This window comes from Pseudomonas sp. 05N431 (genome assembly GCF_056397005.1).
This window is the reverse complement of the sequence record NZ_JBFTMN010000002.1, coordinates 131,370-154,097: the sequence shown is the minus strand read 5'-3', so window position 1 is coordinate 154,097 and position 22,728 is coordinate 131,370. Positions and strand designations below refer to the sequence as shown.

The following is a 22,728-nucleotide window of genomic DNA, read 5'->3' as shown; positions in this document are numbered from 1 at the left end:
CGGCGTTTTTCATGGCGTTGTAACGTTAGGCTTGAACGACCGGGATGTTGGCGTTCGCTGCAGCTTCACGGAACTCGGCGATCTGGTCGAAACTCAGGTAGCGATAGACATCGCTGGCCATGGTGTCGATTTCTTTCGCGTAGGCCATGTACTCCTCGACGGTCGGCAGGCGACCCAGGATCGAAGCCACCGACGCCAGCTCGGCCGAAGCCAGGTAGACGTTGGCGCCATCGCCCAGACGGTTCGGGAAGTTACGGGTCGAGGTCGACACTACGGTGGAGTTCGGTTCAACGCGAGCCTGGTTACCCATGCACAGCGAGCAGCCCGGCATTTCCATGCGCGCGCCAGCCTTGCCGTAGATGCCGTAGTAGCCTTCTTCGGTCAGTTGGTGAGCGTCCATCTTGGTCGGCGGCGACAGCCACAGACGGGTTGGCAGCTGACCCTTGACCTGATCCAGCAGTTTACCGGCAGCGCGGAAGTGACCGATGTTGGTCATGCACGAACCGATGAACACTTCGTCGATCTTCTCGCCAGCAACGCTGGACAGCAGACGGGCGTCGTCCGGATCGTTCGGTGCGCAGAGCACAGGCTCCTTGATGTCGTTCAGGTCGATTTCGATGATTTCAGCGTATTCGGCGTCAGCATCGGCAACCATCAGCTCAGGGTTGGCGATCCAGGCTTCCATCGCTTGAGCACGACGCTCCAGGGTACGCGCATCGCCGTAGCCTTCGCCGATCATCCAGCGCAGCAGGGTGATGTTGGAGCTCAGGTACTCGGTGATCGACTCTTTCGACAGCTTGATGGTGCAACCGGCAGCCGAACGTTCAGCCGAAGCGTCGGACAGCTCGAAGGCTTGTTCGATGCTCAGGTTGTCCAGGCCTTCGATTTCCAGGATGCGGCCGGAGAAGGCGTTCTTCTTGCCTTTCTTCTCTACGGTCAGCAGGCCAGCCTGGATCGCGTAGTAAGGAATGGCGTGAACCAGGTCACGCAGAGTGACGCCCGGTTGCATTTTGCCTTTGAAGCGCACCAGGATCGATTCCGGCATGTCCAGTGGCATCACGCCAGTGGCTGCGGCGAACGCGACCAGGCCGGAACCGGCCGGGAACGAGATGCCCATCGGGAAACGGGTGTGCGAGTCACCACCGGTGCCGACGGTGTCCGGCAGCAGCATGCGGTTCAGCCAGCTGTGGATGATGCCGTCGCCCGGACGCAGGGAAACGCCGCCGCGGGTCATGATGAAGTCTGGCAGGGTGTGGTGAGTGGTGACGTCGATCGGCTTTGGATAGGCCGCGGTGTGGCAGAAGGACTGCATTACCAGATCGGTCGAGAAGCCCAGGCACGCCAGGTCTTTCAGTTCGTCACGGGTCATCGGGCCAGTGGTGTCCTGGGAGCCGACGGTGGTCATTTTCGGTTCGCAGTAGGTACCTGGACGAACGCCAGCTACGCCGCACGCCTTGCCGACCATTTTCTGCGCCAGGGTGAAGCCCTTGGTGCTTTCAGCTGGAGCTTCCGGCTTCTTGAACAGGTCGGACGGTGGCAGACCCAGCTCGGCACGCGCCTTCTCGGTCAGGCCACGGCCGATGATCAGCGGGATACGACCGCCAGCACGGACTTCGTCGAGCAGGACCGGGGTCTTCATTTCGAAGGTGGTCAGGACTTCATCAGTGCCGTGTTTGCAGACTTTGCCAGCATGAGGGTACAGGTCGATCACGTCGCCCATGTTCATGTTGGTCACGTCGAATTCGATTGGCAGTGCGCCGGCATCTTCCATGGTGTTGTAGAAGATCGGAGCGATTTTGCTGCCGAAGCAGAAACCGCCAGCACGCTTGTTCGGCACGTAAGGAACGTCGTCGCCGAAGAACCACAGCACCGAGTTGGTTGCCGATTTACGCGAAGAACCGGTACCCACTACGTCGCCGACGTAGGCGATCGGGAAACCTTCGCCGCGCATGGTTTCGATCTGTTTCATCGGACCGGTAACGCCTTGCTCGTCCGGCACGATGCCGTCACGGGCCATTTTCAGCATGGCCAGGGCGTGCAGCGGGATGTCTGGACGCGACCAGGCATCAGGAGCAGGGGACAGGTCGTCGGTGTTGGTTTCGCCGGTGACCTTGAACACGCGCAGGCTGATCTTGTCGGCCAGAACCGGGCGGTTCTTGAACCACTCGCCGTCAGCCCAGGATTGCAGTACGCCTTGAGCGTGAACGTTGCCGTTCTTGGCTTTTTCCGCGACGTCGTGGAAAGCATCGAACATCAGCAGGGTGTGCTTGAGTTGCGCAGCAGCGACGGCGGCCAGTTCGGCGGAGTCGAGCAGGTCAACCAGGGTCACGATGTTGTAGCCGCCTTGCATGGTGCCAAGCAGTTCAACCGCGCGCTTTTTGTCGATCAGGGGAGAAGTGGCTTCGCCTTTGGCCAACGCAGACAGGAAGCCGGCCTTTACATAGGCTGCTTCGTCCACTCCAGGCGGAACGCGATTGGTGATCAGGTCAACGAGGAAAGCTTCTTCGCCAGCAGGAGGATTCTTCAGCAGCTCAACCAGGCCTGCAGTTTGTTCGGCGTTAAGCGGCTGGGGAACGATACCCAGTGCTGCACGCTCTTCGATATGTTTGCGGTAGGCTTCAAGCACAGTTATTACCCTCATCAGTGGTCCCAAATGGGTGTCCGGGACGCTCATCCCGAAATTGCCGTACTCATGCGCTGCGTGGCGTTGTGGGCCGCTTAGCCAGAATTACCGACAATTCCTTACAGAAGCTGCTTTCAAAGTTTTACGCCTGCAGAACGGGGAGCTGATGAGGGTTGGCGCTGAGTTTTTCCCCGCTGGAAAAACCCTTCGCCAACACCGCTCTGAAGGAACGACTGTGCTCGTGACGCTTTGAAAACAGCTTCTAACGGACATTGGCGCCTTAAAAGGCTGGCTGATTCTACGGCAAAAAAAAATTAAAGGTAAGTTAGCCCCTGAACTTTGAGGGGTGATGAATGTTAGACAAAGGGCTAACATGCCGACCTGTTTTGCTTTCTCGCGTTCTGCTTACCTATGCCCAATCAAACCATCAAGACTCCCTGCGTCGGCCTCTGTTCCACTGTTTACGGTGATCTGGTGTGCCGCGGCTGCAAGCGTTTCCACCATGAAGTGATTCACTGGAACGGTTACAACGAGGAAGAAAAGCGCGCTGTCTGGCTGCGTCTTGAGCAGTTGTTGGTGCAGGTGATGGCCGGGAAAATCGAGATTTTCGATCCTTGGCGCCTGCGTGAGCAGCTGGAGCAGCGCAAGATCCGTTTTGTGCCGCATCAGTCGGAGTATTGCTGGGCATACCAGTTGATCGCCCGGGGGGCGCGGGTCATCAATAATCTGGAGGCCTACGGGATGGTGTTGTTGCCGGAGTTTCGCGACTGGAATCTGCCGGAGTTGCGTGATGCCATTGATCGGGAGTTTTTCCTGCTGTCGGAAGCGCATTACCAGCGCTATATCGCGCCGGGTTTCCTGAAGGATGCGTTTGGCGGTTGATCCTGGCGGCCTGACAGCCGACCAGCCTCTTACAGATGTACCCCAATCAAAATTGTGGGAGCTGGCTTGCCTGCGAAGGCGGCCTGACAGCCGACCTATCTCTTGCGGATGTACCCCAATCAAACCTGTGGGAGCTGGCTTGCCTGCGATGGCGGCCTGACAGCCGACCAGCCTCTTGCGGATGTACCCCAATCAAACCTGTGGGAGCTGGCTTGCCTGCGATGGCGGCCTGATAGCCGGCCAATCTCCCGCAGGTGTACATATCCATTTCTGCGGTAACGGCCACCTAGGGTTTCGCCCTTACGGCGAGGCACTTTTGGCAAACGCCCCAAAAGTACCCAAAAGGTCTCGCCCCAAGCGTCCGGCACCTCGCCTAGGCTCGGTGTACCCTCATTCCGGCATTCATCAGGGGGCATCGCCTACGGTCTGCTTCGCGACGACCTCCTCTCGATGTGTCCGGCTGCGCCGTACGGCGCTGCGCGCCCACCCCCTGATGAACGCCTCCACTCGGCCTCCCGAAGGGGCGGGTGGATCAAGATCAACAGCGGCAGGCGAGCTAACGCTCGGCCTGTTGAGTGGTGGGGAGCGCCACTGGTGATAGTCGTAGCTGCCGCAGGTTCGGGCCGCGCTCGGACGATCTTTTGATCCTTAGTTGTCGTACCCCAGGTTCGGCGCCAACCAGCGTTCACTCACGCTCAGCTCCTGGCCTTTGCGAGCGGTGTAGCTTTGCACTTGATCCTTGTCGATTTTGCCGACGGCAAAGTACTGCGCCTGTGGATGGGCGAAGTACCAGCCGCTGACGGCGGCGGCCGGGAACATCGCGTAGTGTTCGGTGAGGAACACCCCGCTGCGACCGGCGTGCATTTCGCTGGCTTCAGGATCCAGCAACGAGAACAGAGTGCCTTTCTCGGTGTGGTCCGGGCAGGCCGGATAGCCCGGGGCAGGGCGGATGCCGGTGTATTGCTCCTTGATCAGCGCCTCGTTGTCGAGGGCCTCGTCCTTGGCATAACCCCAGTAGTTTTTACGAACCTGCTGGTGCAGCCATTCGGCACAGGCCTCGGCCAGTCGGTCGGCCAGCGCCTTGACCATGATCGAGTTGTAGTCGTCGCCAGCGTCCTGGTAGGCCTTGGCGACTTCTTCGGCGCCGATCCCGGCGGTGGTGATGAAACCACCGACATAGTCGGTAATGCCGCTGTCTTTCGGCGCGACGAAGTCGGCCAGGGAGAAGTTCGGCTTGCCGTCGGTCTTGATGATCTGCTGGCGCAGGTGATGCAAGCGGGCCAACGGCTTGCCGTCGTCGCCATAGACTTCCAGGTCATCGTCGTGCACCTGATTGGCCGGCCAGAAGCCAAACACCGCACGGGCGCTGATGAGCTTCTCGTCGATCAGTTTGGCGAGCATTTCCTGAGCGTCGGCGTACAGCGCGGTGGCGGCTTCGCCGACCACTTCGTCCTGGAGGATGCGCGGGAATTTACCGGCCAGGTCCCAGGAGATGAAGAACGGTGTCCAGTCGATGTACTCGGCCAGCACCTTCAAGTCGATGTTGTCCAGCACCTTGGCGCCGGTGAACGTCGGCTTGACCGGTTCGTAAGAACTCCAGTCGAACTGCGGCTTCTTGGCGATCGCCGCCGGGTAGCTCAGGCGCTCGGTGCGGGCGCTGCGGTTGGCGGTGCGCTCGCGGACTTCAATGTATTCCTCGCGGGTTTTCTCGACGAAACCGGCCTTCAGTTCCTTGGACAGCAACTGCGTCGCCACGCCGACGGCGCGTGAAGCGTCGGTGACGTAGACCACCGCGTCGTTGCTGTACTTGGGCTCGATCTTCACCGCCGTGTGCGCCTTGGAGGTGGTTGCGCCACCGATCATCAGCGGCAGATGGAAATCCTGGCGCTGCATCTCGCGAGCCACGTGGACCATCTCGTCCAGCGAAGGCGTGATCAAGCCGGACAGGCCGATGATGTCGCACTTCTGCTCTTTGGCCACTTGCAGGATTTTCTCCGCCGGGACCATCACGCCGAGGTCGACGATGTCGTAGCCGTTACAGCCGAGCACCACGCCGACGATGTTCTTGCCGATGTCGTGGACGTCGCCCTTGACGGTAGCCATCAGGATCTTGCCCTTGGCTTCCGGCTTGTCGCCTTTTTCCAGTTCGATGAACGGGATCAGGTGCGCCACCGCCTGCTTCATCACGCGGGCGGACTTCACCACCTGCGGCAGGAACATCTTGCCGGCGCCAAACAGGTCGCCAACGATGTTCATGCCGGACATCAGCGGGCCTTCGATGACCTCGATCGGCCGGGCAAAGGACTGCCGGGATTCTTCGGTGTCTTCCACAATGTGCGTGGTGATGCCTTTGACCAGCGCGTGCTCCAGACGCTTGTTGACGTCCCAGCTGCGCCATTCTTCGGTCTCGGCCTCCTTGACGCTGCCATCACCCTTGTACTTGTCGGCAATCGCCAACAGGGCGTCGGTGCCGTCCGGGGTGCGGTTGAGGATTACGTCTTCGACGGCATCGCGCAGCTCGGCCGGGATCTGGTCGTAGATCTCCAGTTGGCCGGCGTTGACGATACCCATGGTCAGGCCGTTGCGGATCGCATACAGCAGGAACACCGAGTGGATCGCTTCACGCACCGGGTTGTTGCCACGGAACGAGAACGACACGTTGGACACGCCGCCCGAGGTCAGTGCGTAGGGCAGTTCGTCACGGATATAGGCGCAGGCGTTGATGAAGTCGACCGCGTAGTTGTTGTGCTCTTCGATACCGGTGGCGACGGCGAAGATGTTCGGGTCGAAGATGATGTCTTCCGGCGGGAAGTCGACTTCGTTGACCAGAATGTCATAGGAGCGTTTGCAGATCTCCTTCTTGCGCGCTTCGGTGTCGGCCTGGCCGGCTTCGTCGAAGGCCATCACCACCACGGCCGCGCCGTAGCGCTTGCACAGTTTGGCGTGATGAATGAACTGCTCGACGCCTTCCTTCATGCTGATGGAATTGACGATGCCCTTGCCCTGGATGCACTTGAGGCCGGCTTCGATCACTTCCCATTTCGACGAGTCGATCATGATCGGCACGCGGGAGATGTCCGGCTCGCCAGCGATCAGATTGAGGAAGGTCACCATGGCCTTCTTCGAATCGAGCATGCCCTCGTCCATGTTGATGTCGATCACCTGTGCACCGGCTTCGACCTGTTGCAGGGCGACTTCCAGCGCTTCGGTGTAGTTGTCTTCACGGATCAGGCGGGCGAATTTGGCGGAACCGGTGATGTTGGTCCGCTCGCCGACGTTGACGAACAACGAGCTGCGATCGATGGTGAACGGCTCCAGGCCCGACAGGCGGCAAGCCTTGGGGATGTCCGGAATCTGCCGTGGCGCGTAACCGGCGACGGCTTTGGCGATGGCCTCGATGTGTCCCGGCGTGGTGCCGCAGCAGCCGCCGACGATGTTCAGGAAGCCGCTTTGGGCGAATTCTTCGATGACCTTGGCGGTTTGCGCCGGCAGTTCATCGTATTCACCGAATTCATTCGGCAGGCCGGCGTTCGGGTGCGCCGACACATAGGTGCTGGCCTTGTTCGACAGCTCTTCCAGGTACGGACGCAGTTCACGGGCGCCAAGGGCGCAGTTCAGGCCGACGGAAATCGGCTTGGCGTGGGCAATGGAGTTCCAGAAGGCTTCGGTGGTCTGGCCGGACAGGGTGCGGCCGGAGGCATCGGTGATGGTCCCGGAGATCATGATCGGCAATTCGAAACCGACTTCCTCGAACACCCCTTGCACGGCGAAGATCGCGGCTTTGGCGTTCAAAGTGTCGAAAATGGTTTCGATCAGGATCAGGTCGGCGCCGCCTTCGATCAGGCCTTTGGTGGCCTCGGTGTAGTTCTCCACCAGTTCATCGAAGGTCACGTTGCGGTAGCCAGGGTTGTTCACGTCCGGCGACAGCGAGCAGGTGCGGCTGGTCGGGCCCAGGACACCGGCGACAAAACGTGGCTTGTCCGGGGTTTCGAGGGTCTTGGCGTCTGCCACCTTGCGTGCGAGGCGCGCGCCTTCTACGTTTAACTCGTACGCCAGGCCCTGCATGCCGTAGTCGGCCTGGGATACCTGGGTGGCGTTGAAGGTGTTGGTTTCCAGAATGTCGGCGCCGGCATCCAGGTATTGCTTCTCGATCGCCCCGATCACGTCCGGGCGGCTCAGTACCAGCAAGTCGTTGTTACCCTTGACGTCGCTTGGCCAGTCGGCAAAGCGTTTGCCACGGTAGTCCTGCTCCTCGAGCTTGAAGCTCTGGATCATTGTGCCCATGCCGCCATCGAGAATCAGGATGCGCTCTTTGAGGGCTTGCTTGAGGACGTGTAGGCGAGCACTGCGATCGGACATTGGGACTACCTGGTAAGGCCATTACGAAGGGCTGGGATGATAGCAAACCTGTGCGCTATTGGAGCATGAGCTGCTTTTGCATGAATATCGCTCATGTTGATGAGCGGGCCAGGACGGTAGAATCGCGACGTTTTTTCATGATCGGGACCAGGGATATGTCGTATCGCGTTTTCATCAGCCTCTTTGTGCTGCTTATAAGCAGTGCCGCCACAGCACAAGGCACGGCGCCGACGATTTCCTATACCCGCGACATTCAACCGATCTTCACTGAAAAATGCGTGGCCTGCCATGCCTGCTACGACGCCGCCTGTCAGCTCAATCTGGGCAGTGGCGAGGGGGCAGCGCGTGGTGCGAACAAGACCCCGGTCTACGCCGGTGAACGCAGCAAGGCGTCGGAGCCGACACGGCTGTTTTATGACGCCTTCGGCAAAGCCGCCTGGCAACGCAAGGACTTCTACTCGGTACTCGATGCGCAGGGCAGTCAGGCGGCGCTGATGGCACGCATGCTTGAACTCGGCCACCGGACGCCGCTGCAACCTAACGCCAAGTTGCCGGAAGAGATTGTGCTGGGGCTTGAGCGCGAGAACATGTGCCCGATGCCGGGGGAGTTCGAGGCCTATGCCGGTGCCCATCCGAAAGAAGGGATGCCGCTGGCGGTGACCGGGCTGACCGATCAGCAATACCAGACGCTGCAACGCTGGCTGGCCTCCGGTGCGCCAATCGACCAGCAAGGCCTGGTCCCCAGCGCCAGGGAAGCCTTGCAGGTGGTGCAGTGGGAAAACCTGCTCAACGCCCCGGGCGCCCGTGAAAGTCTGGTGGCACGCTGGTTGTTCGAGCACTGGTTTCTGGCGCATATCTACTTCAAGGACGGTGAGCCGGGGCACTTCTTTCAGTGGGTGCGTTCGCGTACACCGACGGGCCAACCGATCGACCTGATCAACAGCCGTCGCCCGAACGATGATCCGGGCACCCAGGTGTATTACCGCTTGTGGCCGGTGCAAGGGGTGATCGTGCACAAGACGCACATCACTTATCCGCTGAGCCCGGCGAAAATGGCCAGGATCAAGACCCTGTTCTACAACGGCAACTGGCAGGTCCACGCCTTGCCCGGTTATGGCCCGGAGCGTCGGGCCAACCCGTTCGAGACCTTCCAGGCAATTCCGGCCCAGGCCCGTTATCAGTTCATGCTCGATAACGCCGAGTACTTCGTGCGCACCTTTATCCGTGGCCCGGTCTGTCGCGGGCAGATCGCCACCGACGTGATCCGCGACAACTTCTGGGCGTTCTTCCAGGCGCCGGAACACGACCTGTACATCACCGATCCGAGTTATCGCGGCAAGGCCACACCGTTGCTGGCCATGCCCGGCCAGAATGACGATGTCGGCAGCGTGTTGAGCCTGTGGCATGCCTACCGCGACAAGCGTAACGAGTACGAAGCCTTGCGGCGTGACACCTACGCCCAAGTACACGCGCCGAGTTGGTCGACCTTGTGGGCCGGTAACGACAACGCCTTGCTGAGCATCTTCCGGCATTTTGACAGTGCCTCGGTGAGCAAGGGGTTGATCGGTGAGGTGCCACAGACCATGTGGCTATTCGACTACCCGTTGCTGGAGCGCACTTATTATCAGTTGGCGGTCAACTTCGACGTCTTCGGCAACGTTTCCCATCAGGCGCAGACCCGGTTGTATTTCGACCTGATCCGCAACGGCGCCGAGCAGAACTTCCTGCGCTTGATGCCGGCCGATTCACGCGACGGGTATCTGGACGACTGGTACCAGAGCAGCGGCAAATTCAAGATGTGGCTGGATTACGAAAGCATCGACAACGATAAGCCGACTGCGCTGAAACTCGACGAGAAAGACCCGAAACGCGACTTCGCCCAGCAATTGCTGATGCGTTACGGTGACCTGAACGACAGGCCTGATCCGATCAACCGCTGCGACGGGGCTTATTGCTCACGGCCCAATATCGATCCGGCCTTGCAGAACGCCGAGCAGGCGTTGAGCCGCCTGACCGCTCGTCCGGCGGCCGGGCTCAAGGTGATCGATCAGTTGCCGGAAGCGACGATGCTGCGCATTGAAACTCGCAGCGGCAAGCGCGAGGTGTACAGCCTGCTGCGCAACCGTGCCCACAGCAACGTGGCGTTCCTGCTCGGCGAGGCATTGCGCTATCAGCCGGGGCTGGACACCTTGACCATTTATCCCGGTGTGCTCAGCAGCTACCCGAACTTCATGTTCAACATTCCCGCTGAACAAGTGCCGGCGTTTGTCACTGAAATGGAGAATGCCAAGGATGCCCAGGGCTTCGAGAAAATCGTCGAGCACTGGGGCATTCGTCGCAGCCACCCGCAGTTCTGGCAGTATTTCCACGATTTGAGCCGGTATATCCACGAGACGGATCCGGTGGAAGAGGGCGTACTGGACATGAATCGCTATGAAAACCTGTGATCTAGCAGCCGGTCGCCCTGGTGGCGAGCGGATCTTTCCCGACAAAAATACTGGGACTTTGTCCGGCGCGTTGATTGGCGTAAACTGCGCGCAAGCCTGCGAGGAACTTCCATGACCGCCATTACTATTACCGACGCCGCCCACGATTATCTGGCTGATCTGCTCTCCAAGCAGAACACCCCGGGGATCGGCATTCGGGTCTTTATCACCCAGCCTGGCACTCAATACGCCGAAACCTGCATTGCCTATTGCAAGCCGGGCGAAGAAAAACCTGAAGACACGGCGCTGGGGCTCAAAAGCTTCACCGCTTACATCGACTCGTTCAGCGAAGCGTTCCTGGACGATGCGGTGGTCGACTACGCCACTGACCGCATGGGCGGCCAACTGACCATCAAGGCACCAAACGCCAAAGTACCGATGGTCAACGCCGACAGCCCGGTCAACGAGCGCATCAACTACTACCTGCAAACCGAAATCAACCCGGGGCTGGCCAGCCACGGCGGTCAGGTCAGCCTGATCGATGTGGTTGAAGACGGCATCGCCGTGCTGAAGTTCGGTGGCGGCTGCCAGGGCTGCGGCCAGGCTGACGTGACCTTGAAGGAAGGCATCGAGCGCACGCTGCTTGAGCGTATTCCCGAGCTCAAAGGTGTACGTGACGTGACCGACCACACGCAGAAAGAAAACGCCTACTACTAAGGTGTTCGCTGCGACATGAAAAAACGGCGCCCGTGAGCGCCGTTTTTTTATGGGTGAAATTCACTGACGCCATCGCGAGCAAGCTCGCTCCCACATTTGACCGCGTATCCCCTGTGGGAGCGAGCTTGCTCGCGATGAGGGACTACGGGCGATACAAATGCGCATGCCCGGCGCGGTACAGAGACGACTCGCCAAAGGTGTCACTGCCCAACACCCGACCCACCAGAATCAGCGCCGTACGTCGAAATCCCTTGGCCTGAACCTTTTCGGCGATGTCTGTCAGCGTTCCCACCACCCAATCCTGATCCGGCCAACTGGCCCGATGCACCACCGCAATCGGGCAGTCTGCGCCGTAATGCGGCAGCAGCTCAGCAACGATTTTCTCCAGGTGATTGACTCCCAGATGAATCGCCATGGTCGCGCCATGCCGGGCCAGGCTGCTGAATTCTTCGCCTGGCGGCATCGCGGTCTTGTCGGCATAGCGGGTCAGGATGACGCTTTGCGAGATGTCCGGCAGCGTCAGCTCGGCGCCCAACAACGCTGCGCAAGCAGCGGTGGCGGTGACGCCGGGGATGATTTCAAACGGGATATTCAGCTCGCGCAGGTGACGAATCTGTTCGCCGATCGCCCCATACAGGCTCGGATCGCCGGAATGCACGCGCGCCACATTCTGGCCTTTGCCATGGGCGATTCCGATCAGTTCGATGATCTGTTCCAGGTGCAATTCGGCGCTGTTGACCACCTGTTCGGCCTGATGGCCTTGCAGTACGGCTTCAGGCACCAGCGAGCCGGCGTAGATGATCACCGGGCAGCTGCGAATCAGCCGTTGGCCCTTGACGGTGATCAGTTCCGGGTCGCCGGGACCTGCGCCAATGAAGTAGACGGTCATGGCCGGCTCCTGTGAAAAATTGTCAAAGCAAGGCTTCAGATGAAGATTGCTCATGATCGAAGGCGGGGATTATCGAGGATTTTACGCGGCGCCGGCCAACGCAAACGTCGCCTGGGCATATTTTTGTCGCGGGATCAGCAATTTTGCCGGCGCCTGCACCAGTTGTTCGGCGAGGGCCAGTGCAGCGCTTTCCGCTATGCCATAGCAACCGGTGCGCTCGAAAGCGATTTGCGAGCGATGGCTGAGTTGCGGTTGATAGCCGGCCAATTGTTCGCTGCTGAAGTACAGCAATGGCAGCGCCAGTTGTGTGGCCAACTCGATCAGGCCAGGTTCATCACGTTTCAGATCGATGCTGGCCAGGGCCTTGATCGCTTGTAATTCGATGTGATGAGCCTGCAACGCCTGGTCGAGCAGCGCGCGCAGCATACTGGCCGGGCAGCCGCGCTGGCAGCCCAGGCCGACCACCAGGGTCGGCGCTGCGCTGATGTCGGTCATGCGTGGTATTGACCTTCACTTTTTCGGCGGAACAACCAGGCGCTGATCAGGCCCATGGCCAGCCAGAACGCGGCGTTGGTCAGCTGCGAGGCGATCTTGAATTGCGCTTCGAGGGCTTCGGGGGCCAGCATCGAATGCACTTCAGGCTGCGGAGCGCCGATGATGTGCGGCACGGCCAGAATGGCGACACCGAGCACTTTCAGCAGCCAATGCCGGGCGAACACGATCAGCGCGATACCGACGGCGGTGGACGCTGCCGTGCTGATCCACCAGATCTGCCGTTGTGTCAGGTCTGCGGCGGCAGTCCCCGGCAACTCCGGCGGCAGGCCCAGGGTGGGCGCGAGGACGAAGGTCGCGTAACCGGCCAGCCCCCAGAGCAGGCCTTGAGAGGTGCGAGTCGGGGCGCGCAGGGTGTAGAGACCGGCGAGCATCAGCGCAAAACCGACAGCAACCACCAGATTACCGCCGGTGGTCGACAGCACGCGTTGCCAGCCGTCTTCCGGCTCCCAGGCCTCGGCATCGTGGGTGTGGCCAGCCATGGCGCCTTCGGCATGTTCATGGACTTCAGCCGCCGGGGCTTTTTCGTAGGTCTCCGCCTGAAGAATCAGCGGTGCGACCCAGAAGCTTTGCAGCAGGGTCAGCAGCAGGGCGGCCAGTAAACCGGTGAAACCTGCGGTTTGCGCAATACGCTTGATCATCTCGGCAGGTCTCAGTGGCACGGGAAAGCAGAGCTGTGACGGGTATCGTGGGCAGCGTTGTGCACTGCGTCGATGTGCGAGAAGCCGGCAAAATACACAAGGCATGCGCCCAGGATCGATGCGCCGATAGCGGCAACGAGGCGTTGGCTCAGGGTGGAGGTGGTGCTGGCGGTGGTGTGGCGAGTGCTGCTGATGATCGACATGGCGCTTCCCTCTGGTCAGTCAGTGGGTGAATCGAGCGCATGAAAACCCCCGCGAGCCAGGCACGCAGAGGCTAAAACAGCGCCCGCCCACCGCGGGTTTGTTATTCGTTGCCCTGTGTGGCAAGGCACTATGTGTTGCGGGCCGGTCTCCGGGCTCACGAGGGGCTGGCATTCGCCGAACCTGCAAGAATCGCCTTCCCACGCCGAGCTGGCACAGTGGATCTGATTCTTCGCTCGCTTACCGTTGCGGGGGCAGCACCGGACTGACATGGCTTTTGAGTAAAGCACATGATTCACCGGTTTCCCGTTTCACCCTGTGAAGGGCACCCGTAACAAGGCGTGTAGGAGAGCATGGGCGAGGGCGGGGCGTCAATTGGCAAGCGTTCTCAACGCGAGACCGAGGCGCCGCCATCGCGAGCAGGCTCGCTCCCACATTGGAACGCGGTCAACTGTGTGCGAGCTTGCTCGCGATGGCGTCATCACAGCCGACGCACAACTCAGGTGAACATTGACCCGCCCCGAAGCGATGCGTAGCCTTGCGCTTTCGAGGTTCTTCGGCGCGTGCGCCGAAGCTAAGAAGGGAACGCGGTCGATGCCGCGGCTGCCCCCGCAACTGTGAACGGTTTCGTTTCTGCCATGCCACTGCGCTCTTTTGTTTTCAGGCGCGGGAAGGTGCAGAAGCCGCCAGTCGAAAGACCGGCCCACCGTCAGCCAGGAGACCTGCCTCGATACAGATTCTCACTACAACCGGGCGGGGTGATCCGGTGGCGAATTCTTCCGCGCGCTCAAGCGCAGCCGGTTGTCGTCCCGTATGCCCGCCACCTTGCCAAAGGGCATCCGATGAAAACACTGGCCAAACTTCCCGTCACCATCGTCACCGGTTTCCTCGGTTCGGGCAAAACCACCTTGCTGCGACACATGCTCGATAACGCCCAGGGCCGGCGCATCGCGGTGATCGTCAACGAGTTCGGCGAGCTGGGCATCGACGGCGAAATCCTCAAGCAATGTTCCATCGGCTGCACCGAGGAAGAAGCCAACGGCCGCGTGTATGAGCTGGCCAACGGCTGCCTGTGCTGCACCGTTCAGGAAGAGTTCTTCCCGGTGATGCGCGAACTGGTTGCCCGTCGCGGTGATCTCGACCACATCCTCATCGAAACCTCTGGCCTGGCCCTGCCAAAACCGTTGGTCCAGGCCTTCCAGTGGCCGGAAATCCGCAGCGCCTGCACTGTGGATGCGGTGATCACCGTGGTCGACAGCCCGGCCGTGGCCGCTGGCACCTTCGCCGCTTTCCCGGATCAGGTCGACGCCCAGCGCAAACTCGACCCGAACCTGGATCATGAATCGCCGCTGCACGAGCTGTTCGCCGACCAACTGGCCAGCGCCGACCTGGTGATCCTCAACAAGGCTGACCTGATCAGCCCGGCGGATCTGGCCAAAGTGCGCCTGGAAGTCGCTGAAGAGCTGCCACCAGCAGTGAAAATCATCGAAGCCAGCAGCGGTCGTCTGCCGTTGGACGTGCTGATCGGCCTGGGTGCCGGCTCCGAAGAACACATCGACAGCCGTCACAGCCACCACGACCATCACCACGATGGCGATGACCACGACGACCACGATCACGACGCCTTCGATTCAATTTCCATCGAATTGCCACAAGCCGACGAAAGCCTGTTGCTCGACGCCCTGACCCAATTGGTGGTCCAGCACGGCATTTTGCGAGTCAAGGGTTTCGCCGCCATCCCGAACAAACCGATGCGCTTGTTGATCCAGGGCGTGGGCACGCGTTTCGACAAGCATTTCGACCGTCAATGGGGCGCGGATGAAGCGCGCAGCACCCGTCTGGTGTTGATCGGTCAGCAACTGGACGCCTCCTTGCTCGAAGCGCAATTGCGCGCCGCGCTCAGCGTTTAATCCATGCACTTGCTCAGGACCCAGCCCGGCGGTTTTGTCTCGGATGACAACATTGCTGACCTTGGCCAAACCCCCGCCGAGCTGGTGATTCTGTGCAGCGGCGACTCCAGCCTGGCGCTGCTCGCGGAAGCGGCGCAGCAGTTGCCCGAGGATTATCCGAGCCTGCGCCTGGCAAACCCGATGCAGGTGCAGAACCACGCCTCGGTCGACTTGTATGTCGACGAAGTGCTGCGCCACGCCAAGGTGATTCTGATCTCGCTGCACGGCGGGATCGCCTATTGGCGCTACGGCATCGAACGTCTGGTGGAGCTGTCGCAACGCGGTGTGCAACTGATTCTGGTGCCGGGCGATGACCGTCCCGACCCGGAACTCAGCGACCTCAGCACCGTGCCTGTCGAAGACCGCGAGCGGCTTTGGCACTTTTTGCGTCAGGGCGGCATGGGCAATGCGCTGGATTTGTATCGCTGTCTGGCCAGTCGTTGGCTGGGCCGCGATTACCACTGGTCCGAACCGCAGACCTTGCCGCGTACCGCTATTTACCACCCACACAAAAGCAACGCGACGCTAGGCGATTGGCAAGCCGACTGGCAGGTTAATCAGCCGGTGGCGGCGGTGCTGTTTTACCGTTCGCATTTGCAGGCGGCGAATACCGCCTTCATCGATGTTTTCTGCCAGCGCTTGCAGGCGGCGGGGCTGAATCCGCTGCCGATTGCGCTGGCCAGTTTGAAAGAGCCCGGCTGCCTGACGGTGGTCGAGGACTGGCTGGATGAGGTGCAGGCCTCGGTGATTCTCAACACCACCGGTTTCGCCCAATCCAGCCCTGAGGCACCGCACTTGCGGCCATTCCGGCGCAATATTCCGGTGATCCAGGCGATCTGCGCCCAGGACAACGAACCCGGTTGGCGTGCCAGCGAGCAAGGGCTTGGCCCGCGGGATCTGGCGATGCACATCGCTTTGCCGGAGCTCGATGGGCGGATCATCAGCCGACCGATCAGCTTCAAGGACCTGGCTTGGCGCAGTGAGCGCAGTCAGTCCGACGTGGTCTGCTATCGACCGCAGCCCGAGCGCATGGATTTTGTTGCCGAACTGGCGCGGCGCTGGGTCGAGTTGGCGCGGGTGCCCCATGCTGAAAAACGCATTGCGCTGATCCTCGCCAACTACCCGACCCGCGACGGGCGGATTGGCAACGGCGTTGGCCTCGACACGCCGGCTGCGGCGCTGAATATCCTGCGGGCGCTGCACGCTGAGGGCTATCCATTGCCCGCCGATTTGCCGGAAAGCGGCACCGCGCTGATTCAGCAATTGCTCGGTGGGGTCAGCAATGACCTGGAGAGCATCGACCTGCGCCCGTGTCAGCAAAGCCTGGCGCTGGACGACTATTACTCGATGTTCAACGCCTTGCCCGAAGCCAATCGCGCGGCGGTGCTGGAGCGCTGGGGATCGCCTGAAAACGACCCGATGTTCCGCAGCGGACGAATGATGGTCGCCGGGCTGCGGTTTGGCCTGACCTTTGTCGGCATTCAGCCGGCGCGCGGTTATCAGGTCGATCCGAGTGCGGTCTATCACGATCCGGACCTGGTGCCGCCCCACGGTTACCTGGCGTTCTATTTCTGGTTGCGTAAGGTCTATGGCGCCCATGCGGTGATTCACGTCGGCAAGCACGGCAACCTCGAATGGTTGCCGGGCAAGGGCGTTGGCCTGTCCGAAAGCTGCTGGCCGGACGCGTTGCTCGGGCCGCTACCGAACATTTATCCGTTTATCGTCAACGACCCGGGTGAGGGCGCGCAGGCCAAGCGTCGGACGCAGGCGGTGATTATCGACCACCTGATGCCGCCGCTGACCCGCGCCGAAACCTACGGCCCGTTGCGCAATCTGGAACTGTTGGCCGACGAGTATTACGAGGCCCAGTTGCTCGACCCACGCCGAGCGCGTGAGTTGCAGCGCGACATCCTCAATCTGGTGCGTGAAACCCATATCGACCGTGAATTGCAGCTGGACGAGAAGCTCGACAGCGACGCCGATGCCGCGATCTGGTTGCCGCGTCTGGACACCTATTTGTGCGACCTGAAGGAGTCGCAGATTCGCGACGGGCTGCACGTGTTCGGCGAATCGCCAAGCGGGCGTCTGCGTATCGACACCTTGCTGGCGTTGCTGCGCATTCCGCGCGGTGACGGTCGTGGCGCGCAATCGAGTCTGTTGCGGGCGTTGGCCAAGGCGTTCGCGCTTGGCTTTGATCCGCTGGATTGTGTGTTATCCGATCCTTGGTCCGGTCCGAAACCGACTGAATTGCAGACACTCAGCGTTGAGGCCTGGCGTACCGCTGGTGATACTCGCGAACGCCTGGAATTGTTCGCCGCTCAACTGATCTCGCAGACTGTGAATACCGAGGTCGAGCTACTCAACCCGCCTCAAGCCAAACCCGGTCCCTGTGGGAGCGAGCCTGCTCGCGAAGCGCTTGATCATTCACCATTGATGTCGATTGACCCGGCGCTTTCGCGAGCAAGCTCGCTCCCACAGGAGGCAGGCTGGTCTGACGTGAAAGCGATCATCGACAACCTGCGTGAAGTGGTTGCTCCAAGACTGGACGCCTGCGGCCCGGCAGAAATGCGCGGTCTGCTGGATGCGCTCAGCGGTCGCTTTGTTCCGGCAGGGCCGAGCGGCGCACCGAGTCGCGGACGCCTCGATGTGCTGCCCACCGGGCGCAATTTCTACTCGGTGGATGTGCGCAACCTGCCGACCACCACCGCCTGGCGCATTGGTTTCCAGTCGGCGAACCTGATACTTGAGCGGCACCTGCAGGACCACGGCGATCATTTGCGCCAGTTGGGTTTGTCGGTCTGGGGCACGGCGACCATGCGCACCGGTGGTGACGATATCGCCCAGGCCATGGCGCTGATGGGCGTGCGTCCGGTCTGGGCGACGGGCAGTCAGCGGGTCGACGACTTCGAGATTCTGCCGCTGAGCCTGCTCGACCGGCCGCGCGTGGACGTGACCTTGCGCGTCTCCGGGTTCTTTCGCGATGCCTTCGCCAACCTGATTCGGTTGTTCGATGCGGCCGTGCAAGCGGTTGCCGCGCTGGACGAGCCGGACGATATGAACCCGTTGGCGGCCAAGGTTCGCAGCGAACGTGAAGGGTTGATCCAGTCCGGTCTGGACGAAGAGGCTGCTGCACGCCAGGCCGGCTGGCGGATTTTCGGTGCCAAACCCGGGGCTTATGGTGCGGGCGTGCAGGGCGCTATCGATGGTCGTTTATGGCAGAGCCGTGAAGATCTGGCCGAGGTCTACCTGAATTGGGGCGGCTATGCTTACGGCGGCTCCGATGAAGGGACGGCAGCCCGCGAACAGTTCGCCCAGCGCTTGAGCCAGGTTCAGGCGGTGTTGCAAAACCAGGACAATCGCGAGCACGACTTGCTCGATTCCAACGATTATTACCAGTTCCAGGGCGGCATGCTCGCCGCTGTGGAAAGCCTCAGCGGTGAAGCGGCGGCGAGCTACCATGGCGATCACAGTCAGCCGGACCTGCCGAAGATCCGCACACTCAAAGAAGAGCTGAACCGGGTGATCCGCTCCCGAGCGGCCAACCCGAAGTGGATCGACGGGGTCAAGCGGCACGGCTACAAAGGCGCATTTGAACTGGCGGCCACGGTTGATAACCTGTTCGCCTTCGACGCCACCACCCAACTGATCGACGATCACCAGTACGCCTTGCTGGCCGACGCCTATTTGCTTGATCCGTCGACCCGCGAGTTCGTACAGCAGCATAATCCGCACGCCTTGCGCGACATGACCGAGCGCCTGCTCGAAGCCCAGCAACGCGGGATGTGGCAGGAGCCGGGCGAGTACCGCGAGGCGCTGGAGAATTTACTGCTGGATATAGAAGAAGACGGCTAGATCAGCAGCGAAGCAAGCCCAATGTGGGAGCGAGCTTGCTCGCGATAGCGATGGGTCAGTCAACATTGATATTGAATGTAACGCCGCTATCGCGAGCAAGCTCGCTCCCACAGGTTGTGCTTTTTAACTGACAGGCATTGGTGCTAACCCCCCTAGTAATGACCGACCATGATCGAGACCAGACAATGACCGACACCCCGCATTTCCCGCTCTCCGCCGTGGTCGGCGCCGATGCCCTGAAACTGGCGCTGTGCCTGACGGCCATTGACCCGAAAATCGGCGGTGTGCTGATCGAGGGCCCGCGGGGCATGGCCAAGTCGACGTTGGCCCGTGGCCTGGCGGACCTGCTCGCCAGCGGGCAATTCGTCACCTTGCCCTTGGGCGCGACTGAAGAGCGGTTGGTCGGCACTCTGGACCTGGACGCCGCGCTGGGCGAAGGCCGTGCGCAGTTTTCCCCCGGTGTGTTGGCCAAGGCTGACGGCGGCGTGCTGTACGTCGATGAAGTGAATTTGCTGCCCGATCATCTGGTGGATCTGTTGCTCGACGTCGCTGCCAGCGGCACCAACCTGATCGAACGCGACGGCATTTCCCACCGGCATTCGGCGCGCTTTGTACTGATTGGCACGATGAACCCGGAAGAGGGCGAGCTGCGTCCGCAACTGCTCGACCGTTTCGGCCTGAACGTCGCCCTCAGCGGTCACACCGCGCCGCTTGAACGCGGTCAGATCATCCGTCGCCGGCTGGATTTCGACAGCGACCCCCACGCTTTTTGCGCCGAATGGGAAACTCAACAGCAAGCATTGCGTGAACGCTGCCAAGGTGCGCGTGCGGCACTGGCGAGCATTCCTCTGGACGATCAGGCACTGGCGCAGATCACCGAGCGTTGTTTTGCCGCCGGGGTCGACGGCTTGCGCGCCGACCTGGTCTGGCTGCGTGCCGCTCGCGCCCATGCGGCGTGGCGTGGGGCCGGGGCGATCAGCGAGGAAGACATCGATGCCGTCGCCGAGTTTGCCTTGCGCCATCGGCGTCGCGACACGCCGCCGTCTGCGCCGCGCCAGAACACCACGCCAGACTCGTCCGCAACCCAACAACCGAACCCCGGCGAAGGCCAGGGCCAGTGGGGTGAAATGCCGGCTCAGGCATTACCCACCGGCGCCCGCCGTGAAGTGCCGAGCTGGCCAAAAAAGCCCTAGGCATTCGCCCTCGATCTGACGCGGGGGCGAATGCCAAACCCCGCGCAGGACGGCTGAAAAACGGCAGGCAGGGCCAGCGTCGAGCCAGCCAAAACGGCTCGGTCAATTGGCCCGGCACGCTGCTCAACGGCCGCCCGCGTCAACGCGAAGATCTGCTGTTTCATTTGCGCAGTCGTTCACCCCATGAGCTGTGGCTGGTGATTGTCGATGCCTCGGCCTCGACCCGGCGTCATCAGGCGCTGAGCGACGCCAAAGGCCTGCTGGCGCAACTGTTCGACGACGCCTATCGCCAGCGTGCGCGGCTGGCGCTATTGACCGCCAGTGGCGCTGCACCGAAGTGGCAGGTTCAAGGCCTGAAAGCCTCCGCCAGCCTGCGCGACTGGCTCGACGCACTAGGCGCGGGCGGTGGCACGCCGTTGTTTGCCGCGCTGGATGAAGCGGCGCATTGGCTGGCGTTGCGGCAAAAGCGTTTTCCGGCAGAGCAACAACGCGTGTTGCTGTTGACTGATGGTCGCCTGAAAGCCACGCCAATGCAGGTGGCGCTCAATTGTCCGGCGTTGCTGGTGGACATCGAGCGCGGGCCGATTCGATTGGGGCGGGCGAAGGCCCTGGCGCACGAATTGAACGCAGATTATCGACATATAGACACGCTTTAATCTGTCAAATCGCCAGCAGCACCTATGCTGTGGGTTCAGCTCATCACAGGAGTGGATCATGCGTGTTCTAGCCGCTAACAGTCAGGACGATTTTCGGGTCAAAGCCTATGCCGGAACCAACGGCGTGTTACTGGCCATGGACCTGGCCGAGCCGCGACGCAAAGGCCTGCTTGGTTTTGCCATCGAAAAACAGCAGGGCAGCGGGCCCTGGGAGTTTCTGTTCAACAGCCTGACCTTCCCTGGCAAGGCACACACCTTTCCCCAGTACAACGCCACGCCCAGCGACAGCGCACCGTTGCAGAAATTTCGCTGGGCGGATTACGCGGTCAATCCTGGCGTGACGATCAACTACCGGGTGCATCTGGCCTATGGCACGCCGGATGCGCCGCAACTGGGCGAGGCCCTGGCGGTGACGGTCACCACCGACAATGGCTTGCCGGCGGGCCAGCATGTCATTTTCAATCGCGCGGTGGCGGCCAGTCAGGCTTTTTCCCGCAAATTTCCCGAGCTCGATGCGCAGCTGAGTGCCAACAAGAACCTGTCCCTCGACGACTGGCCCGCCGCACCACGGCAATGGCTGGAGAACGGCTTGCTGGAGCAGATCACCGGTTTCATCGAGCGCGCCGTGGATGGCCAGTGGGCACTGGACATAGCGATTTACGAGTATCAACTGCCAACCATTATCGATGCGGTCAACGCGGCGTTTGGGCGGGGTGCCAAGGTTCGGGTGCTGTATCACGCCAAGCCCGGTGATGCCGACACTACGATGAATGAAGAGAGCCTGGCGAAGCTTCCCGCCGAGAGCAAGCGGGGGCGGGTGACCCATGCAATCTTCCACGACAAATTCATCGTGCTGAGCAAGGTCGATGGTGGTGAGTATCGGCCTCAATCGGTGTTGTGCGGCAGTACCAATTTCACTGACAACGGCGTCTACCGCCAGGCCAACGTGGTGCATGTGCTGGACAATACCGCCGTGGGTGTCCGTTATTTGCAGGTGTTCGAGCAGATCTGGGCTGCACCGACCGACGTGGGTGCTACGCGTACCTGGTTGACCAAGAACAACCCGATGGACCCGTCGCAGCCGTTGTTTGTCGGCTTCTCACCGCGTACCGGCCAGGCTGATTTGCAGCAATTTGTCGAGATCATCAATGCGGCGAAGAAGGACGTTCTGTTTGTCACCGCGTTCGCGCTGCCGGACGAAATCCTCAACGCCTTGCTCGGCCAGCCCCACGACGATGTACTGCGCTATGGCCTGCAAAACACCGCCAGCCGCATCACCGGTTATCACGCCGACCGCACGGCCGATTTCGCCGCCACCGCGTTGCTCAACACCGGTATCGAAGGCTGGCTCAAGGAAAGCATGAAAGGCCAGAAGGGCGATTTGCTGGTGCACCTCAAAGCCATCGTCGTCGACTTCACCACCGACGCGCCGGTGATCATCAGCGGCAGCCACAACCTCAGCATCAATGCCAGTGAAGGCAACGACGAAAACTTCCTGATCATTCGCGGTGACACCGACCTGGCCGACCGTTACGGCCTGGAGCTGCTGCGCTTCTACGAGCATTACCGGTTCCGCTATGCCGCCAAACAAGAGGACCTCAAGCAGGTACCACCCCTGGCGGTGGATGACAGCTGGACCAACGCCTATTACCTGGACGGCGACCTGCGAATGCTCTCGCGGTTACGTTTTTCCGGGCGGTAAATACTGACCGATTTCGTGTGGCCTTGAACGTCATGCCGCCGGTCTGCTTTCACAGGGGCTGTGCGGCACTTGATCTACCGTTGCCA

At 61.0% G+C, this 22,728-nt stretch carries 14 protein-coding genes and 2 riboswitches; of the genes, 8 read left to right on the top strand and 6 right to left on the bottom strand.

Features of this window, described 5'->3' with window-relative positions:
• Positions 1-25 precede the first annotated feature (25 nt).
• Entirely contained in the window at positions 26-2,626 is a 2,601-nt protein-coding gene (gene acnB, locus AC1DIG_RS03650) for a bifunctional aconitate hydratase 2/2-methylisocitrate dehydratase (RefSeq protein ID WP_427536645.1), read from the bottom strand.
• Positions 2,627-3,034: 408 nt separating this feature from the next.
• Between acnB and AC1DIG_RS03645 the strand changes: the two genes are divergently transcribed.
• The gene (locus tag AC1DIG_RS03645) at positions 3,035-3,505 is read left to right on the top strand and encodes a DUF1289 domain-containing protein (RefSeq protein ID WP_427531569.1); all 471 of its coding nucleotides are present in this window, start codon (positions 3,035-3,037) and stop codon (positions 3,503-3,505) included.
• Between the two features lie 648 nt (positions 3,506-4,153).
• On the opposite strand, the gene metH is transcribed toward AC1DIG_RS03645, so the two are convergent.
• Entirely contained in the window at positions 4,154-7,864 is a 3,711-nt protein-coding gene (metH, locus tag AC1DIG_RS03640; protein ID WP_477766184.1) for a methionine synthase, read from the bottom strand.
• 155 nt (positions 7,865-8,019) lie between these two features.
• On the opposite strand from metH, the gene AC1DIG_RS03635 reads away from it, so the two are divergent.
• Positions 8,020-10,311, top strand: a complete 2,292-nt coding sequence (locus AC1DIG_RS03635; RefSeq protein ID WP_477766183.1) for a fatty acid cis/trans isomerase — start codon at positions 8,020-8,022, stop codon at positions 10,309-10,311.
• A gap of 111 nt (positions 10,312-10,422) precedes the next feature.
• Positions 10,423-11,007 (top strand): Fe-S biogenesis protein NfuA, encoded by a 585-nt coding sequence (nfuA, locus tag AC1DIG_RS03630; protein WP_007946504.1) that lies wholly within the window; start codon positions 10,423-10,425, stop codon positions 11,005-11,007.
• Positions 11,008-11,149: 142 nt separating this feature from the next.
• On the opposite strand, the gene cobM is transcribed toward nfuA, so the two are convergent.
• The 4 genes from cobM to AC1DIG_RS03610 form a co-directional block, all read right to left on the bottom strand.
• Positions 11,150-11,896 (bottom strand): precorrin-4 C(11)-methyltransferase, encoded by a 747-nt coding sequence (cobM, locus tag AC1DIG_RS03625; protein ID WP_477766182.1) that lies wholly within the window; start codon positions 11,894-11,896, stop codon positions 11,150-11,152.
• 81 nt (positions 11,897-11,977) lie between these two features.
• Positions 11,978-12,391, bottom strand: a complete 414-nt coding sequence (locus tag AC1DIG_RS03620; RefSeq protein ID WP_477766181.1) for a cobalamin biosynthesis protein — start codon at positions 12,389-12,391, stop codon at positions 11,978-11,980.
• Positions 12,388-13,089 (bottom strand): CbtA family protein, encoded by a 702-nt coding sequence (locus AC1DIG_RS03615; RefSeq protein ID WP_477766180.1) that lies wholly within the window; start codon positions 13,087-13,089, stop codon positions 12,388-12,390. The genes AC1DIG_RS03620 and AC1DIG_RS03615 overlap by 4 nt, the downstream gene beginning before the upstream one ends.
• A gap of 11 nt (positions 13,090-13,100) precedes the next feature.
• Positions 13,101-13,292: a CbtB domain-containing protein gene (locus tag AC1DIG_RS03610; RefSeq protein WP_401118142.1), complete on the bottom strand. Its 192-nt coding sequence runs from the start codon at positions 13,290-13,292 to the stop codon at positions 13,101-13,103.
• A gap of 123 nt (positions 13,293-13,415) precedes the next feature.
• Positions 13,416-13,638: riboswitch (cobalamin riboswitch) on the bottom strand.
• 184 nt (positions 13,639-13,822) lie between these two features.
• Positions 13,823-14,034, top strand: a riboswitch (cobalamin riboswitch).
• A gap of 98 nt (positions 14,035-14,132) precedes the next feature.
• On the opposite strand from AC1DIG_RS03610, the gene cobW reads away from it, so the two are divergent.
• The 5 genes from cobW to AC1DIG_RS03585 all read left to right on the top strand — a co-directional run bounded on the left by cobW (position 14,133) and on the right by AC1DIG_RS03585 (position 22,642).
• Positions 14,133-15,200, top strand: a complete 1,068-nt coding sequence (gene cobW / locus AC1DIG_RS03605) for a cobalamin biosynthesis protein CobW (RefSeq protein ID WP_477766179.1) — start codon at positions 14,133-14,135, stop codon at positions 15,198-15,200.
• Positions 15,201-15,203: 3 nt separating this feature from the next.
• On the top strand, positions 15,204-19,091 hold the full coding sequence (gene cobN, locus AC1DIG_RS03600) for a cobaltochelatase subunit CobN (protein ID WP_477766178.1): 3,888 nt from the start codon (positions 15,204-15,206) through the stop codon (positions 19,089-19,091).
• Between the two features lie 185 nt (positions 19,092-19,276).
• Entirely contained in the window at positions 19,277-20,284 is a 1,008-nt protein-coding gene (locus tag AC1DIG_RS03595; protein ID WP_477766177.1) for a magnesium chelatase ATPase subunit I, read from the top strand.
• A 53-nt stretch (positions 20,285-20,337) separates the two neighbouring features.
• On the top strand, positions 20,338-20,940 hold the full coding sequence (locus tag AC1DIG_RS03590) for a vWA domain-containing protein (protein WP_477766466.1): 603 nt from the start codon (positions 20,338-20,340) through the stop codon (positions 20,938-20,940).
• 58 nt (positions 20,941-20,998) lie between these two features.
• The gene (locus AC1DIG_RS03585) at positions 20,999-22,642 is read left to right on the top strand and encodes a phospholipase D-like domain-containing protein (RefSeq protein ID WP_477766176.1); all 1,644 of its coding nucleotides are present in this window, start codon (positions 20,999-21,001) and stop codon (positions 22,640-22,642) included.
• Positions 22,643-22,728 lie beyond the last annotated feature (86 nt).

Excerpts from the sequence above, each read along its gene's own strand:
- AC1DIG_RS03610 (WP_401118142.1), bottom strand. The coding sequence starts at position 13,292 with ATGTCGATCATCAGCAGCACTCGCCACACCACCGCCAGCACCACCTCC.
- cobN (WP_477766178.1), top strand. The coding sequence starts at position 15,204 with ATGCACTTGCTCAGGACCCAGCCCGGCGGTTTTGTCTCGGATGACAAC.
- AC1DIG_RS03595 (WP_477766177.1), top strand. The coding sequence starts at position 19,277 with ATGACCGACACCCCGCATTTCCCGCTCTCCGCCGTGGTCGGCGCCGAT.
- AC1DIG_RS03645 (WP_427531569.1), top strand. The coding sequence starts at position 3,035 with ATGCCCAATCAAACCATCAAGACTCCCTGCGTCGGCCTCTGTTCCACT.
- cobM (WP_477766182.1), bottom strand. The coding sequence starts at position 11,896 with ATGACCGTCTACTTCATTGGCGCAGGTCCCGGCGACCCGGAACTGATC.
- AC1DIG_RS03635 (WP_477766183.1), top strand. The coding sequence starts at position 8,020 with ATGTCGTATCGCGTTTTCATCAGCCTCTTTGTGCTGCTTATAAGCAGT.
- metH (WP_477766184.1), bottom strand. The coding sequence starts at position 7,864 with ATGTCCGATCGCAGTGCTCGCCTACACGTCCTCAAGCAAGCCCTCAAA.
- cobW (WP_477766179.1), top strand. The coding sequence starts at position 14,133 with ATGAAAACACTGGCCAAACTTCCCGTCACCATCGTCACCGGTTTCCTC.
- nfuA (WP_007946504.1), top strand. The coding sequence starts at position 10,423 with ATGACCGCCATTACTATTACCGACGCCGCCCACGATTATCTGGCTGAT.
- AC1DIG_RS03585 (WP_477766176.1), top strand. The coding sequence starts at position 20,999 with ATGCGTGTTCTAGCCGCTAACAGTCAGGACGATTTTCGGGTCAAAGCC.
- AC1DIG_RS03620 (WP_477766181.1), bottom strand. The coding sequence starts at position 12,391 with ATGACCGACATCAGCGCAGCGCCGACCCTGGTGGTCGGCCTGGGCTGC.
- AC1DIG_RS03615 (WP_477766180.1), bottom strand. The coding sequence starts at position 13,089 with ATGATCAAGCGTATTGCGCAAACCGCAGGTTTCACCGGTTTACTGGCC.